At 72.2% G+C, this 15,341-nt stretch carries 15 protein-coding genes and 1 pseudogene; 5 read left to right on the top strand and 11 right to left on the bottom strand.

Going from position 1 to position 15,341, the window contains the following annotated elements; translation table 11 throughout:
* Window positions 1–32: 32 nt before the first annotated feature.
* From ACFQV6_RS24120 to ACFQV6_RS24105, 4 genes are read right to left on the bottom strand one after another with little or no spacing between them, the layout of a single operon-like run.
* Complete coding sequence (locus ACFQV6_RS24120) at window positions 33–566, bottom strand: hypothetical protein (RefSeq protein WP_378029835.1); 534 nt, start codon at window positions 564–566, stop codon at window positions 33–35.
* A 21-nt stretch (window positions 567–587) separates the two neighbouring features.
* Complete coding sequence (locus ACFQV6_RS24115) at window positions 588–1,829, bottom strand: hypothetical protein (RefSeq protein WP_378029834.1); 1,242 nt, start codon at window positions 1,827–1,829, stop codon at window positions 588–590.
* The gene (locus ACFQV6_RS24110) at window positions 1,822–4,026 is read right to left on the bottom strand and encodes a hypothetical protein (protein WP_378029833.1); all 2,205 of its coding nucleotides are present in this window, start codon (window positions 4,024–4,026) and stop codon (window positions 1,822–1,824) included. Before ACFQV6_RS24110 ends, ACFQV6_RS24115 begins: the two co-directional genes overlap by 8 nt.
* Window positions 4,026–4,331, bottom strand: coding sequence for a hypothetical protein (locus ACFQV6_RS24105; RefSeq protein ID WP_378029832.1), 306 nt, complete (start codon window positions 4,329–4,331; stop codon window positions 4,026–4,028). Before ACFQV6_RS24105 ends, ACFQV6_RS24110 begins: the two co-directional genes overlap by 1 nt.
* A gap of 209 nt (window positions 4,332–4,540) precedes the next feature.
* Here ACFQV6_RS24105 and ACFQV6_RS24100 point away from each other — a divergent pair, with 209 nt between their 5' ends.
* A complete protein-coding gene (locus ACFQV6_RS24100; RefSeq protein ID WP_378029831.1) occupies window positions 4,541–5,299 on the top strand; it encodes a BTAD domain-containing putative transcriptional regulator in 759 nt (252 codons plus the stop codon).
* Between the two features lie 85 nt (window positions 5,300–5,384).
* Complete coding sequence (locus ACFQV6_RS24095; protein WP_378029830.1) at window positions 5,385–6,035, top strand: adenylate kinase; 651 nt, start codon at window positions 5,385–5,387, stop codon at window positions 6,033–6,035.
* 18 nt (window positions 6,036–6,053) lie between these two features.
* On the opposite strand, the gene ACFQV6_RS24090 is transcribed toward ACFQV6_RS24095, so the two are convergent.
* The 4 genes and pseudogenes from ACFQV6_RS24090 to ACFQV6_RS24075 all read right to left on the bottom strand — a co-directional run.
* Entirely contained in the window at window positions 6,054–7,706 is a 1,653-nt protein-coding gene (locus tag ACFQV6_RS24090) for a diguanylate cyclase (protein ID WP_378029829.1), read from the bottom strand.
* Window positions 7,707–7,878: 172 nt separating this feature from the next.
* Window positions 7,879–8,733 (bottom strand): helix-turn-helix transcriptional regulator, encoded by an 855-nt coding sequence (locus tag ACFQV6_RS24085; RefSeq protein ID WP_378029828.1) that lies wholly within the window; start codon window positions 8,731–8,733, stop codon window positions 7,879–7,881.
* A 97-nt stretch (window positions 8,734–8,830) separates the two neighbouring features.
* Entirely contained in the window at window positions 8,831–9,238 is a 408-nt protein-coding gene (locus tag ACFQV6_RS24080) for a hypothetical protein (protein ID WP_378029827.1), read from the bottom strand.
* A gap of 230 nt (window positions 9,239–9,468) precedes the next feature.
* Window positions 9,469–9,714, bottom strand: a pseudogene (locus ACFQV6_RS24075) (hypothetical protein); the annotation flags it as partial.
* A gap of 13 nt (window positions 9,715–9,727) precedes the next feature.
* Between ACFQV6_RS24075 and ACFQV6_RS24070 the strand changes: the two are divergent.
* Window positions 9,728–10,312: a sensor histidine kinase gene (locus tag ACFQV6_RS24070; protein ID WP_378029859.1), complete on the top strand. Its 585-nt coding sequence runs from the start codon at window positions 9,728–9,730 to the stop codon at window positions 10,310–10,312.
* Window positions 10,309–10,980, top strand: coding sequence for a response regulator (locus tag ACFQV6_RS24065; protein WP_378029826.1), 672 nt, complete (start codon window positions 10,309–10,311; stop codon window positions 10,978–10,980). The genes ACFQV6_RS24070 and ACFQV6_RS24065 overlap by 4 nt, the downstream gene beginning before the upstream one ends.
* 144 nt (window positions 10,981–11,124) lie before the next feature.
* Here ACFQV6_RS24065 and ACFQV6_RS24060 read toward each other — a convergent pair whose 3' ends face one another.
* The 3 genes from ACFQV6_RS24060 to ACFQV6_RS24050 all read right to left on the bottom strand — a co-directional run bounded on the left by ACFQV6_RS24060 (window position 11,125) and on the right by ACFQV6_RS24050 (window position 14,179).
* A complete protein-coding gene (locus ACFQV6_RS24060; protein WP_378029825.1) occupies window positions 11,125–12,114 on the bottom strand; it encodes a hypothetical protein in 990 nt (329 codons plus the stop codon).
* Complete coding sequence (locus ACFQV6_RS24055) at window positions 12,111–12,467, bottom strand: PadR family transcriptional regulator (protein WP_378029824.1); 357 nt, start codon at window positions 12,465–12,467, stop codon at window positions 12,111–12,113. Before ACFQV6_RS24055 ends, ACFQV6_RS24060 begins: the two co-directional genes overlap by 4 nt.
* A gap of 74 nt (window positions 12,468–12,541) precedes the next feature.
* On the bottom strand, window positions 12,542–14,179 hold the full coding sequence (locus ACFQV6_RS24050) for a PAS domain S-box protein (RefSeq protein ID WP_378029823.1): 1,638 nt from the start codon (window positions 14,177–14,179) through the stop codon (window positions 12,542–12,544).
* Window positions 14,180–14,378: 199 nt separating this feature from the next.
* On the opposite strand from ACFQV6_RS24050, the gene ACFQV6_RS24045 reads away from it, so the two are divergent.
* Window positions 14,379–15,338, top strand: coding sequence for an SDR family oxidoreductase (locus ACFQV6_RS24045; RefSeq protein ID WP_378029822.1), 960 nt, complete (start codon window positions 14,379–14,381; stop codon window positions 15,336–15,338).
* Window positions 15,339–15,341: the final 3 nt, after the last annotated feature.

Below are 15,341 nucleotides of genomic sequence, written 5' to 3'. Positions count from 1 at the left end.
ATTCCTCGTCTCGTCTCGATGAGAAGGTGGCGTCAGGACACGGGTGCCAGGCGCGGGCCGAGCGCCACGGCAAGATCCGCGGCGTCGCGCAGTTCGATCCGCGCGATCGGCTGGTCGTCGGTGACGTTGGCCAGCACGAACCCGACGACGGGTTCGCTGCCGCCGTTGCCGCGGCGGGTGCCCCGCTGCTTGCGGACCAGGTCCACGATCGGACCGTCGTCGAAAGCGATCTCGGCCACCTCGTCGGGCGCGACGCTGCGGCGGGTGAAGACGGCGACCTTGGCGGCGGTGGCCGGGATCTGCCCGTCGAACACCACCACCTTGTCGGTGAACCTGGTCGCCCCGACGGTGCGCCTGTTCCCGTCGGCCTGGCGGCCCACGAGCTCACGCAGCACCAGGTAGTCGACGATCGCCGTGGACTGGTCCTGGCTGGCCTGGCGTTCGTCCGCGTTGTCGACGATCAACTCGGAGCCGCGGTTGACGGCGGCGGCGATCGACTCGAGCGCGGTCAGGATCTGTGCGAGCGTCTGGTCGTACGGTGGCGGGTTGGTGTTCGTGGTGGCCATGAGAGGTCCCTTCGCGGAGAGTCAGGCTGCGCTGGGCAGCGGGATCGGTGCGAGTTTCGCCAGCCAGCCGTGCAGGCGGCGGGTGGCCGCGGCGGCCCGCGCGGGGTCCGGCGGCTCGTCGCGGGTCAGCAGCGCGACCACCTGGAGGGGCCGCCGCCGGGCGAGATGGGCCGAGGTGAGCAGGGCCGGCCCGGCCTGGAGTTCGAACGCCTCAAGGGCCGCCGGGGAGACCAGCCCGGGATCGGCGAGCGCGGTGATCGCCCGGCCGCCGAACGCCGGGAACGCCATGGTCAGGCAGGTCTCGGCGAGCCTCGGCAGCATCGGCAGGCTGGCCATGGCGACCCGGGCTCCGGCGGACTCGGCGCGCCGCGGGTCGTGCCGCAGGGTCCAGGTCCTGGTCAGGTCGTCCCAGGGCCCGGCGCCGTACGCCGCCCGGCACAGCTGCGCGTTGAACATCACCCGCAGCCACGCCGGCGGGTGCGGGTCGCCGATCCGGATCCGGTGCACGGCCGAGGTGGGCCCGTCGACGACCCGGGCCAGCGCCGGGATCGGTGACCAGCCGGCCAGCACGAAGGCGTGCACGTCGGCCGCGATCTCGCTCGCCCAGCCGGGCCACAGGTCCGCGACGGCCGGCGAACCGCCGGCCAGCACGCTGTGCAGGGCGTCCGCCAGCTGCGGCACCCAGCCGGTCAGGGCCGCCACCTGGTGGCCGGTCTCGTGGAACAGCGCGGTCGGGTGGCCGAGGTTGTGCCGGGTGAGCTTGATGGCGGCCACCGGCGACACGCCGCCCGGCCCCCACAGCCGTACGCCGGCCCGCAGGATCGCGGCGCCCATGCCCTTGTCGACGTAGACCAGAGCCGGCGGCACCTCGATGCCCAGCGGGCGCAGCACGATCTCCATCGAGTCGCAGGCGAGCGTGTCCAGCCCGCCGAGCACGGCGCCGAGCGCCGCGTTCGTCCGGGAGTTGACGGCGTCGCCGTAGAAGTCGACGACCGTTTCCACCTCGATGTACCTGCGGCGCAGCACGAGCAGCCGCTCGCGGATCCGGTCCGGCGACTCACCCACGTCGAGCGACACGGCGATCGCGCTGCCCTCGGCCGCCAGCACGGCGATCGACCGTTCGAGCCGTTCCCGCAGGCGCAGCCGCAGGTAGTCCTCCAGCATCGCCCAGGCGGCCGGTGCGGCCACCGTGTCGAGGTCGGACAGGCCCGTGATGGCTCCCCGCCAGTGGGCCAGCTCGGCGCGCAGGTACTGCTCAGTCATGGTGCGGCCCCGGCCGTACGGTCATCGTCGGCTCGCCGGGCTCCCCGCTCTGCAGCGCCTGCCGGTCGGCGAAGGTGAAGGCGAACGTCAGCGTGATCCCGGCGGCGGGATCCTTGATGGCCGCCAGGATCGCCGCCGCCGACCCCGGCAACTGCGCCGACAGCGCCCGCAGCATGCTCTCGACCAGATGGTTGGCCAGGGCCTCGCCGCGTGCCGGTGCCACCGCGGCGCCCACCGCCCGGCGCAGGCGCAGCACGAGCTTGCCGGCCAGATGGCGGCGGACGACCGGCCCGACCAGCTTGGTGACCGCGCCCAGCGCGTCCGGGTAGGCCTGCCGGGTCAGGTGGCCGGCGAGCACTCCGCTGCTGCGCTCGCCGAGGCGCAGGTGCAGCCGGAGCGCGGGCTGCGCTGCCGCACCGTCGAGCCGCACCACGAGGCGGGGACGGCGGCGCTTCAGCGTCCGTCCCGGCACCACCAGCCGGAAGAGCCGGCGGCCCGGCCCGAACGGCCGCGCGCCGGGCGGGAAGTGGCGGCCCAGTCCCGGGCGGCCGAGCAGCAGGGTGGCCACCTCGGGTGTCAGCTCCTCCAGCTCTCCGGCGTCGGCGGTGCCGGACTCGTCCTCGAACGCGCCGAAGTGACCGGGCCGGGTGCCGGGCATCGTCTCGAAGAGGCGCACCTCGCCGGTGACCGGCCACCTCTCGACCCCGGCCTCCTGCAGCCGCTCCTCCAGGGTGTCCTCGCCGCGCAGCACGATCGCGCGGGCCTGCGGGCGGCTGATGGTGACGTCGAAGACCCGGCCGTAGGTGCGGTAGCGGCGGCAGCGCGGTGTCCGCCGCGGCATCAGCACCCAGGTGGCCTCACGGTCGCCGGACTCGAAGGTGTCGAGGTCGGGTCGCAGGGCGGCGGCGGGCAGCAGCCGGGCGGCGGCCTCGGCCAGGGCGATGTCGGTCGCCGACTCCAGGCGCACCGGGTCGGCCAGCGACGCCTGCGGTAGCTCGAGGACCGTACGCACGGCCTCCTCCAGCGTGTCGGTGAGCGCCTCGGCACCGAGCCGCTCGGGGACCTCCGCCTCCAGCGAGAGCAGCCGCAGGCCGGTGTCGGCGATCCGCGGCGCGAGCGCCTTCGCCGCCTCCGGGCCGATGTGCGGCTGGATGAGGGTGGCGAGATGCGTGGCGAGGAACCGCACCACCCGATCCCGCCCGATGATCTTCAGACCGGTTCGGATCAGCGGCATCGCCGCCATCACCGCCGGGATGAACTGTTCGAGCTCCTCGGTGGGGGCCCGCCCCGGGTCGGCGCCGGCGAGCTGCTCGGTCAGCGTCGCGCGGGCCCGGTCCAGCCCGGTCAGCGGATCGGGTGCCGGCGCGGAGGCCTCCGCCTCCCACTCGGTGAGCAGTTCCTCGGCCAGCCCCTCGGTCGGTGCCGTCAGCAGCTGTGCCAGCTCCTGGTCGAACAGCTCGCCGGTGGAGAACGCCTCGGCGGTCTCGTCCTCGCTCAGGCCCAGCTTGGCCGCCAGGGTCCGGGCCGGTTCCTGCAACGGCGCCGGCAGCCGCCCGAGGGCCTTGTCGAGGACCCGCTTGAGCAGCGGGCGCGCCAGGCGGCGGATCAGCCGGAAGACGTGCCCCATCGGGAGCACCTTGCCGAGCACCTTGACGCCCGCCTTCGCCACCTTCATCGCCTTACGGACCAGGCCGCCGAGGAACTGCTCGGTCGCCGCGGCGGGTGATTCGTCACCGGACCGGCCTCCGATCGAGTCGGCGAGCGCCTCGGCCTCGGCCTCCGACAGGAACCGCTCGGCGTACTCCCCCTCGAGCCGGGTCAGCGCCCGGTCGACGACCTCGGCCTGGCCCGCCAGCCACGCCTCGACCTCCTGAGCGGCGGTGTCGGCGGTGTCGTTGCCCATCGGCGTACGGGAGCGAGCCCGCAGATAGCGCCCGGCCGCCTCGTCGGTGAGCGCCTCGAGGGTCTCGTCGAAGGACTCGTCGGCCAGCTCGTCCACCAGCGACTGCCAGCCGGCCTCCTCAGCCTGACGGCCGTCGGCGTCGCCCATCGCCTCGGCGAACGGTGACGCCGGGCCCGGTGAGTACCGCTCGAACGCCGGTGCGGGCAGCTCGGCCTCCCCCGCGAGGGCGCCCGGGCCGACCCTGGCGCCGGCGAACGGGGAGGTCCAGTCTTGCGTCGACTCCATCGTGTCCATCAGGTCTCCTCATCGCGGCCCTGCTGTCGGTCGGACACGCTAGGGAACGGCGCGATGCCCGACCGTCGTCGTGGCGTCTCCCCTTCGTCTCCGGGCGCCGGCCCGGCCTCGGGGGCGTGCCCGGAGAACTCGTCGAGCCACCGGGCGAGTCGGCGGCCGGCGGCCGAACCGGACGGCTCGTAGAACACCACCGCGCCGCGGTCGGCGTCGGCGAACGTCATCCGGACGATGCACCGCCCCTCCTGCACCCAGGCCCGCACCACGACGGTGGCCCACGGAAAGGAGGGATCCGGGTAGTCCGACATGGACCCAGGATTCGGCCGCGGCGCTCGCCCACCGTCCCTCCACCGTCTCCCCCGCGTCCCCGCCGCGGCGCAACCGGGACGGACCGGCCGGCCGGCCAAGTGTCGGCAGTCGGACCCCACGCGCGTCGCACCGGGAGACGATGCGTTGACGCTGAAGGCTTACGGTGGGACTGCAAAGGTGATCCGGCGGCTGGGGGGGTGCCCGGTTCATGTCAGTTCTCACCGCGGATGCCGCGCCGGCGCTGTCGGTTCTCGGAGGCTTTCAGCTGTGCTCCGGCGACACCGCCGTGGCGTTACCGTCGAACGCCCAGCGCGTGCTGGGCTTCCTGGCGCTGAACCGCACCAGTCATCAGCGCCACGTCCTCGCCGGGCGGCTCTGGACGAACGCCTCGCAGGAGCGCGCCCAGGCCAACCTGCGCACCGCGATCTGGCGGGTCCGGCAGAGCGTGCCGGGCGTCGTCGACTGCTCCCGCGACAGCGTGCGGCTCTGCCCGGCCGTGACCGTCGACTACCGATGGATGCTCGCGGTCGCCGAGCAGCTGTTCCACCGCGATCTCGGACCGGAGCAACTGCGGCAGGTTCCCTGCGGGCTGCTCGCCTCCGAACTGCTGCCCGGGTGGGACGAGGACTGGCTGCTCATCGAGCGCGAGCGGCACCGCCAGCTCCGCATGCACGCTCTCGAAGCCCTGAGCACGCAGCTGACCGACATCGCGGAGTACGGCCTGGCCGTCGACTGCGCCTACGCCGCGATCGGCATCGAGCCGCTCTGCGAGTCCGCCACCCACGCCCTGCTGCGGGCCTGCCTGGCCGAGGGCAACCGGGCCGAGGCGCTGCGGCAGTTCCACCGGTTCCGTCACCTGCTCGACGGCGAGACCGGCCTGCGGCCCTCGCCCCAGCTGATGGACCTGATGGGCGGAACGCTCGCCGGTGCCGGTGCCGCCGGCAAGGGTTCGCGCAGAGGTCCCTGAGGCGCGGTCCCGCACGGCGCGGGCTTACCATCGTCAGCGTTACGCTGCGGCGTCGGCGCCGGGCCGTCGGTGGAAGGACATGCGCATGCGGGTCTTGCTGGTCGCACCGCCCGGAGCGGGCAAGGGCACACAGGGCGCCCTGATCGCCACGCACTTCGGCATCCCGCACATCGCCACCGGTGATCTGCTGCGCGATCACGTGGCCCGGGGCACCGAGCTGGGCCTCGCCGTCCAGGACCACCTCGGCCGTGGTGAGCTGGTTCCCGACGAGATCGTGCTGGACATGGTGCGTGCCGCCTTCGACGAGGCCAAGCACACCGGTGGCGGCTACGTCCTGGACGGCATGCCGCGCAACATGGCGCAGGCGCGCGCGCTGTACGAGATCGGCCGCGGCCTGGAGATGACCGCGAACGTGGCGCTGCACCTGAAGGCCGACGACGAGGAGCTGACCCGCCGGCTGCTGGCGCGGGCGGCTCTGGAGGGCCGGTCCGACGACACCGAGGAGGTCATCCGCCGCCGGCTCGACCTCTACCACGAGGTGACCCACCCGATCGTCGACTGGTACGCCTCCCGCGGCATCCTCGTCGCGGTGGACGCCATGCGCCCGGCGGAGCGGGTCGGCCGGCAGATCCTCACCGCCCTGGAGGCGATGCGGCCTCTGGTCAACCTCGTCCCCGAGCACGCCCGGCGCTCGGTCGACCTCACCGGCCTGGGCGCCGCGTTCGGCACCAGCTGACCGCCGGATCAGTGCCGGTCAGCCGGCGTGCACCCGGTTCCGGCCGCTGCGTTTCGCCTCGTACAGCCGCTGGTCGGCCCGGCTCATCGCCTCCGGAAGCGACGCCGGGCCATTGATCTCGGCAAGACCGAGGCTGATCGTGACGGCCAGGCCCGGCTCGATCTGCTCCCACGGGTACGCCGCAACGCTCGCCCGCAGAAGGTCGCACTTGATCCGCGCGTCCTCCAGCCCGGCGGCGTGCAACGCGATCAGGAACTCCTCACCGCCCAGCCGGGCCACCAGGTCCGACTCCCGGACGTGGTCCAGCAGGATCCCGGCGATCCGGCGCAGCACCTCGTCGCCGACGAAGTGCCCGTACTGGTCGTTGACCCGTTTGAACAGGTCGACGTCGGCCACCGCCACGCAGATCGGGCCACCGTCGGCGGCCAGCTTCGGCAGCCGCTCGTCGACCGAGCGCCGGTTCGGCAGGCCGGTCAGCGCGTCCTCGGTCGCCTGACGCTGCCAGAGCAGGTTGTCAGCGGCCAGTTCGTCGCTGCGGGTCCGGTGCAGCTCGGCCTCCAGGCGGGCGTTCTCCGTCTCCAGCCGGGCGTTGTCCAGCTCGAAGTAGTACGCCGCCATCCGGGCACGGGCCGCGGCGACCTGGCTGTGCAGCTCGCGTTCGAGGTCGTGGAAGTTCCGGTAGTGGCCGAGCGCCGCCAGGTAGTCGCCGACCAGCTCGTACGCGCCGGAGAGCTCCCGCGAGATCTCCATCGCCATCGGTTTCTCCCCCGCCTCGCGGGCCCGGTCCAGGGCCAGGAGCAGGCCCTCGATCGCTTCGGCATGGTCGCCACGCATCAGGCGTACACGTGCCTGGTGTTGAAGTGCCCCTGACTCCAGCGTGCGATAACCGGCGCGGACCGCGATCTGGCGCGACTGCTCGATCGACTGCGCGGCACCGTCGAGATCGCCGGCCAGGGCCAGCAGCATCCCGTGGTTGTCCAGGCTGATCGACTCGCGGAACGGGTGGTTCGCCGCCCTGGCCAGCTGCAGCGCCTCCGCCACGTAGCCCAGCGCGCCGGTCAGCACCCGCTCGGCGGCCTCGGCCTCACCCCGGCCACGCAGCCGGCTCACCTCGTACACCGCGTTGTCGCCGACGTTGTTGAGGATGCAGAACCGGGCCTCGTCGTCCATCCCGTCGACCATGCTCAGCGCGCGCATCAGGTAGTCGGTGCTCAGCTCGTGGTCACCCATGCTGCCGTGCACCACACCGGTGCGGTTGTGCACCCAGTAGAGCAGGTCCCGGCTGCCCAGCCGCTGCGCGATGTCACGGGCCCGGGCCAGCGCGTCCAGGGCCTCCTCGTGCATGCCGAGCTCGATGAGCGGCATCGCCTCCAGGGTGAGCACCTCGCAGACACCCACCGCGTCGCCGAGCGCCTCCAGCTTCACGACCGCCTGCCGGCAGGCGGCGACCGCCTCTTCCTGCTGGCCCAGCCGCAGCAGCTGGTTGGCGAACGAGCGCAGCGCCTGGGCCTCACCGGCGGCGTCACCGGTCGAGGCGGCGAGGTCCGCGGCCCGGCGGGCCACCTCGCAACCGGACCGGTAGTCGCCGCCGAGCCGCATCTGCTCGGCGAGCGCGAGCAGGGCGTGAACCGTCTGCATCGAGTGATCCTGCACTACGTCAACGGTGGTCACGCCGTCCTCCCCAAGCACCGGGGACCAAACGGCCGCCGATCGAGCGTGACGTGCCCATCGGCCCGCCTCGCGCGATCGTGAGAACTTGCCATCGAGCAAATGTGCCGAGCGCCGGCCAGGAAACCTCAAGACAAGGCAACCGCGTTTTCCGTACGCGTGAGCCGCGCCTTTGTCAGCCGCCTGGGGTTGCGACGATCTGCTGGGTTCCGATGACGGAGAGGAGCTGCATCTTCTCGTAGGTCTCGCTGCCGGGAACGGCCGTGTAGACGAGCAGCATGTGCGACTGGATCGGATCGCACAGCGTCTGGCACGTCAGCTCGAGGACGCCGAGCTCCGGATGCACGTACCGTTTCTGCTCGCTGAAGTGAATCCCGACCTCATGCTCGTTCCACAGGGTGCGGAACTCCTCGCTGCGCTCCAGCAGCAGGTGCTGGAGTTGAGCGGCCCACGAGCCCGGCCCGCGGCGCGTGACCGTCTCGCGCAGGCCGGCGGCGAAGACCCGGGAGTAGTGCGCGTGGTCGTCGGGGTGGTACAGATCCCGGCCGGCCGGGTGCGCGAACCACCGGTATCCGATACTGCGGTCCGGGCCGGAGAAGCGGGTCAGGTCGCCGGTGAGCGCGACACCCAGCGGGGTCTGCCGCAGCGTCTCGCCGAGCTCGGTGACGATCTCGGCCGGTGTGTCGGTGAGCCGGTCGAGGATACGCAGCAGACCGGGGCTGATGTGCTCGCTGCTCGCGCCCTTCTGCGGCGGCTGGTGCCCGGCGAGCCGGAACAGGTGGTCACGTTCGGCGTGGGACAGGTGCAGGCCCTGCGCGATCGAGGCGATCATCTGCTCCGACGGGTGCGGTCCGCGCTCACGCTCCAGCCGGCTGTAATAGTCGGCGGAGATGTGGCAGAGCGTGGCGACCTCCTCGCGCCGCAGACCGGCCGTCCTGCGGCGCTGCCCGCGCGGAAGGCCGACGTCCTCCGGCTGCAGCGACTCGCGACGCCGCCGGAGAAACTCGGCGAGCCCGGCTCGATCGATCATGGCGGCGCCCTCCCGGCTTCCGGTCGGTCCTGTTCTACCACCGGAGCCCGGCCCACAGCCTCGGATTGTCGATCCCCCCATAGCCCGGGGACCGCCCTCATGGGGTGCAGAGGGTCACCTCGGGATGGCGCGCCGACGGCCGGTCCAGCAACGGCCGGGGCGCTCCGCGCAGATGCCGGTCGAAGAATGCCCGCACGTAGGCGCGGGTGATCTCCAATGACCGCGTCCCGGACAGTTCGGCACCGGTGTCCAGGCCGATCTGCCCGGCCAGCACGGCCACATCGGTGAACGAGGCGTGCACCGCGCCGGTCACCACGAGCCAGCGCTTCCAGCCGGTCAGGTGCTGCCATTCGCGTTCCCAGGTCGCCGCCGCCGGCATGCCCGGGGTGAAGTTGGACCGGCGGCCCAGGAAGAGGAACGGGCGGGACAGCACGGTGCCGCGGAGCGGGTCGTAGGTGAGGCCGTCGATGTCCACCCCGGCGCGCAGCCGGGTGTCGGCGGCCATCGCGGCGAGCGTGGCGGCTCCGCCGGCCGAGTGCCCGGCCATCGCGATTCGGGACGGGCGATCAGCGTGGCCCCGCCCCACGTGGCGTCCGGCCGGGTCAGCTCGTCGAGGACGAAGGAGACGTCGGCCGCCCGGCCCTGCTCCAGCTTCTTCCAGAACGCTTCGGTGCGGTCGGTCACCTCACACGCGGCGCAGGTGGTGACCCGGCCGTCCGGGAACGAGGTGCCGACACTCTCGTAGGTGTGCTCGATGCCCGCTACCACGTAGCCGTGGGCGGCGAGGTCCTCGGCCAGTGCGGTGAGGACGCTGCGGGGCTTGGTGAAGCCGGGTGAGAGCAGGATCAGCGGCAGCGAGTGCCGGCGCCCGGCCGGACGGGTGCCGGTGAACGCGTTGGTGGTGGTCCGGCTGAGAGTGTCGTAGGGGACGGTGGTGATGTCACCGTCCTTCAGCAGCAGCTCGGACTCGGCCGGTGTCATGTACAACGTGAGCATGATGGTCATCCAGGCAGGTGCCGCCCGCAAGGTCCTGGCCACCGGTCCCGACCAGGCGCGGGAGGCGCTGCTCGCCGTCGAAGCCGGTGGGCGGGCCGCGATGTCCGAGCTGCGGCACGTCATGGGGTTGCTGACGATGAACGCCGACGACCTGAACGGCCCGGACCAGCTGGTGCCGCAGCCGGGCCTGGACCGGTTGGACGCGCTGATCGCGGGCGTCCGTGCCGGCGGGGTGCCGGTCGACCTGACCGTTTCCGGGCGGGTCCGCCCGCTGCCGGCCGGTGTCGAGCTGGCCGCCTACCGGGTGGTGCAGGAGGCGCTGACGAACACCGTGAAACACGCGGGCGGTGCCCGGGCGACGGTCGTCGTCGACTTCGGCGGCGACCGTCTGCGACTGGAGATCAGCGACACGGGTGGCACCGGCGCCGGCGGTACGGCACACGGACCGGCCGCCACCGGCGACGGGCGGGGCCTGATCGGCTTGCGGGAGCGCCTCGCCGTCTACGGTGGAGCCCTGCACGCCGGGCCACAGCCCCAGGGCGGGTACCGTGTCCGCGCCGACATCCCCCTGGAGGCACCGTGACCGAGCCGCTGCGCGTGGTCATCGCCGACGATCAGGCCCTGGTCCGGGCCGGTTTCCGGATGATCCTCACCGGCGAGGGCATCAACGTGGTCGCCGAGGCCGCCGACGGTGTCGCCGCCGTCGAGGCGGTCCGGCGCACCAGCCCCGACGTGGTGCTCATGGACATCCGGATGCCGGAGCTGGACGGCCTCGAAGCCACCCGGCGCATCCTGACCGGGGCGCCCGGTGAGCCGCGCGTCATCATGCTCACCACGTTCGACCTGGACCACTACGTGTACGCGGCCCTGTCGGCCGGCGCCAGCGGCTTCCTGCTCAAGGACGTCAGCCCGGAACAGCTGGTCGCGGCAGTGCTCCTGATCCGCTCCGGCGACGCACTGCTCGCCCCGGCGATCACCCGCCGCCTCGTCGAACGGTTCGCCCGCCGCGACGCGGACACCCCCGCACTCCACCGCGACCTGGGCACGCTGACCGCCCGGGAGCTCGAGGTGCTGCGCCTGCTCGCCGAAGGCCTCAGCAACGCCGAACTCGCCGCGCGCCTGCACCTGTCCGAGGCGACCGTCAAGTCACACGTCGCCCGGATCCTGGCCAAGCTCGGCCTGCGCGACCGTGTCCAGGCTGTCGTCGTCGCCTACCGCACCGGCCTGGCCAGTCCGGCACCCCCGAACTGAGCGACTGCCTTCGAACCCCTCACTGCGTCTCCCTCGAACCATTACGGCGGCCAGTGCGATGCCGCCGCGGCGTCCTGGCGGGTCCAGGCGCCGCGCGTCGACGTCGACAGGGCTTGGCGCCGGCCGGGCTGCTATCGCTTCCTGCTATCGCTTCGCGCTGTCGCTGCGCTCGCCGGCGTGGGTGAATGCGACCCGCCGTTGAACCATCAGAGCAGCCGACCCGACGATCGCCCCGGCAACCGCCACGATGATCACCGCCGCGGTCAGTGTCGTACGGTCCGCGTTCGGCCCGCCGCCGTACAGTCCGACGGCGAGTTCCTCGGCCAGCGGATGAAGCCACATCATGCCGATCGGGACGAGCAGCACCACCAGCGCCCAGGCACCACGAAGGTCGTTGCGCGCAGCCAGCCCCACGGCGACGAACAGTGCCACCAGCAGAAGCGCCGATCCGGCAGCGGGCAGGAGTTGCCCGGCGGGCCAGCCGTAGTACATGAGGCCGCCGCCGCCACGGGTCAGGCTCGCCGTTACGGGCAGGGCCACGGCGGCGCCCGCGAGGGGCAGCAGTCGTAGCCACAGGGGCAGCCGGCCGGGAACGCCGAGCGCCACGAGTCCGAGGCAGGCCTGGGCAGGTAGTACGAACAGCGGAGGCCGGTACGGGAGGACGACGGCGGAAAGCGGTACGACGGCGACGGCGAGGACCAGGGCGAAACCGATCGCCAGGCGCGTCCACCGGCCGGGTGCCACCACGTGCACCACCGCCGCGAGCAGCCAGGCCGCCCATACACCGAGACCGAGCGAGGCGGACGTGCCGTGCTGCTCGAAACCGAACCACGCCGCCGTCCACGGATTGAGCTCCAGCACGGTCCAGCCGCCGGCCAGAGCCGTGGCGGCCGACAGTGCCAGAATCGCGGCCAGTTGCAGGCCCGAGCCGAGTCCGGTGGCGCCGACAGCACGTAGGCGCTGGCGCACCCCGCCTCCGGCCAAGTCGGCCGCGTCGGCTGCCGAAGGCCACCGCTGGTCCGGCGAGGACAGGGCGAGGTACGTACCCACGATCTCGGTGCCGCGCTCCTCCCGGTAGCCGGCCGGATAGAACATCCGCACCAGTCGCAGATAGCGGCGTTCCAGGTCGCTCATGCGATCCCTCCACTGAGGCGGGGCGTGCCCCGGCGGGCATGGGCCTTCAACCGCGCGGTCGCGGCCTCGACGTTGCGGCGCATCCGTTCGGTCTCGTCGGCGAGCAGGTCACCGCCGTGCTCGGTGAGCCGGTAGTAGCGGCGCAACCGGCTGTCCACCACCTCCTCCCGCTCGACGGTGACCAGACCAGCGTCAAGCAGCCGGTCGAGGGCGCCGTAGAGCGTGCCGGGCCGCAGCGACACGCGGCCACCGGAAAGCCGGTCCACCTCGGTGATCAGCCCATAGCCGTGCAACGGCTCCGCGGCCAGCGCCGTCAGGATCAGGAACGTGGGCTCGCGTATCGGTGTCTCCACCCCGGAAATATATCGGCTGCGAAGATATAACGGCAGAGGTAACGTGCCCCACCGAAGAGGAACGCGGCTCAGACCTAGTAGCGGAACTTGTGCCGAGCGCTGCGCCGGTTCACCCACGCTGGCAATTCGTCCAAATTGTCGCGTTGGGGCAGCTGCTCGTCCGATTCATGGCCCTGGGTGAAATCCCGCATGGTCACCACAAAACCCTGGACCAAGCGGTCCTCGCGCAGGTCGCGGTACGTGGCTTCGACCATCGCCCGGCTCCCGTCGGCCCGTAACAGCGAGCAGAACACCACACCGTCGCCGGAGCTGCGGAGGGCCTGGCGCAGCTGGTCGCGGTCGTCGGGATGCACCAGATCGTCGAGGGTGGCCAGCGGCGGAAGGTCGTCGGCACCGAGCAGCTCGCGCAGCGAAGGACTGGCGTATCGGATGCGCTGGTCGTCGTCGATCACCACCATGATGTCCGCGCTGTTCCGGATCACCGCGCGCAGATAGAGATCGCTGTCGCGGCGGCCGACCGCCTCCACCAGGGAGATGCGATCCAGTGCGAGCGCCGCCTGACCGGCGAGCACACCGAGGGTGTCGCGAGCGGCGGTGAGGGTGTCCCGGCGGCCCACCAGGATCAGGGCTCCGCCGCTGGGCCGGGCGACGGCGAGCGGTTCCAGCCAGAGCGGACAGACCAGTGTGGCGTAGTTGCTGTCCACGTCCTCGATCCACCAGCTGCGGGTCGGTGGGCCGGCCTCCGGGCCGGGCACCGCTTCGAGCGTGAGCTGGCGGTCGTCGACGGCGAAGACGATGCTGCGGACAGCGTCCGGTGGCATGAGCTGGGCGATCGCGGCCCGGACGGCCTCGTCCACGGCCTTGGTGTCGGCGGCGGCGACCAGCGCGGCGCTCGCCTGCCGCAGGCCGCGCTCACGCGTCAAGGCCTGGCCGTTCAGGCTCACCGCGTCGGTCAGCCGCGTGATGGTCAGGAGGATGGTGATCGCACTGGCCACGGCGATCACCACGCCGTCGCCGACCGTGCCGTGGACCGCCTCGATCAGCAGAACGACCGGCGGGGTGGCGACGGAGATGCCCAGCAGCGTCGCCCAGCGCGCGAGCCACGGGCTCTGACGCGGCTCCGCGGGCTCGGTGAGCCTGACCATCGACGGGTGCAGAGCGGCGGCGCCCCAGGCCAGGTAGAGCACCACGAACCCGGACTCGCTCAGCCGGCCCGGCCACAGCGGCTGCACGATGTCACTGACCAGGACACCCACCGCGCCGATGACCAGCAGCACGGCCGAGATGTTCCGGCCAACGGCGACCAGCAGGCGGGCGACGACAGCGAGGAGCAGCAGGGCTCCGATGACGTACGCCCCGGAGACGTCCCCGATCGGGTCCTCGTCGCCGATGACGAACACCCAGACCACCAGCAGCGCCGAGCATGCGAACGCGAGGAGGTCGATGAGCCGTGCCCGGTCGACGAGAACCGCACCGGCGCGGGTCAGCTGCAGCAGACTGCAGGCGACCAGCACGAACATGGCGTAGAAGCAGACGTCGGCCACGCGGGGCCGGTTCAGCGCGGTCAGCACGTCGCCGGCGGCGCTCGCCACGATGGCACCGGCGAGCAGCAGCCAAGGTCCGATCCGGGCGGGTCGGTGACGACGGACGCCGTAGACGATGGCGGCCGCGCTACCGAGTCCCAGCACAATCCATTCGATGGCCCTCAGCACGCCTAACTAGTACCAGCGGCGTTGCTGTGTGTCCATGTCGTTATATACGTAGCGCTATGACTTGCACCATCCGTACACAACTCAGCGACCACGGTTCCCGGGCGCGGCGAGCCTGGGATCGCAAGGCCGTGGATAGCCCCGCGGAACAGGCGCAACCTCGGATGCAGCAGTTGTCGATCCGAGAATCTCAGGAGCAACCATGGCACGCACCGCCCCGGACATCACCGTTCCCCGCCTCGCCGGCAAGCTCGCCGTCGTCACCGGTGCCAGCGACGGCGTCGGGCTGCCCCTGGCGGCCCGCCTCGCCGCCGCCGGAGCCGAGGTCGTCATGCCGGTCCGCAACCGCCGCAAGGGTGAGGCCGCGATCGCGAAGATCAAAGAGCGGCACCCGGGGGCCGCGCTGTCCCTGCGGGACCTGGACCTGTCGTCGCTGACCTCGGTCGCCGCGCTCGGTGAGACGCTGCGCGGCGAGAACCGGCCGATCCACATTCTGGTCGGCAACGCCGGCGTGATGACCCCGCCGGAGCGGCAGACCACCGCTGACGGGTTCGAGCTGCAGTTCGGCAGCAACCACCTCGGTCACTTCGCCCTGGTCGCGCACCTGCTGCCGCTGCTGCGCGCCGGACGGGCCCGGGTGACCTCGCAGCTCAGCGTCGCCGCGAACGAGAACGCCGTCAACTGGGACGACCTGAACTGGGAACGGTCGTACTCGGGGCGCCGCGCGTACAGCCAGTCCAAGATCGCGTTCGGGCTGTTCGGGCTCGAGCTGGACCGTCGTAGCCGGGCCGGCAACTGGGGCATCACCAGCAACATCTCCCATCCGGGCGTCGCGCCCACGAACCTGCTGGCTGCACGCCCCGAGCTGGGCAGGACCAAGGACACGGCAGGCGTACGCCTGGTCCGCGCTCTTTCCCGGATCGGCATCCTCACCGGCACCATCGATTCGGCAGCGCTGCCGGCCCTGCTCGCCGCCACCTCCCCGGACGCACACGGTGGCCGTTTCTACGGCCCGAAGGGTTTCGGCAACCTGTCCGGCGCACCCGCCGAGCAGGCCGTCTACTCCCGGCTCCGCAGCGGCGACGACGCCCGGCGCATCTGGGAGGTCTCCGAGAAGCTCACCGGCACCTCCTTCCCGGCCGTCCGCGTCACGGTCCCCTGATGC

It is taken from the genome of Actinoplanes sp. GCM10030250, assembly GCF_042666575.1.
In the GTDB taxonomy this organism is placed as follows: Bacteria; Actinomycetota; Actinomycetes; order Mycobacteriales; family Micromonosporaceae; genus Actinoplanes.
The sequence above is the reverse complement of the archived record's forward strand: the minus strand, read 5'-3'. Positions and strand labels throughout refer to the sequence as shown.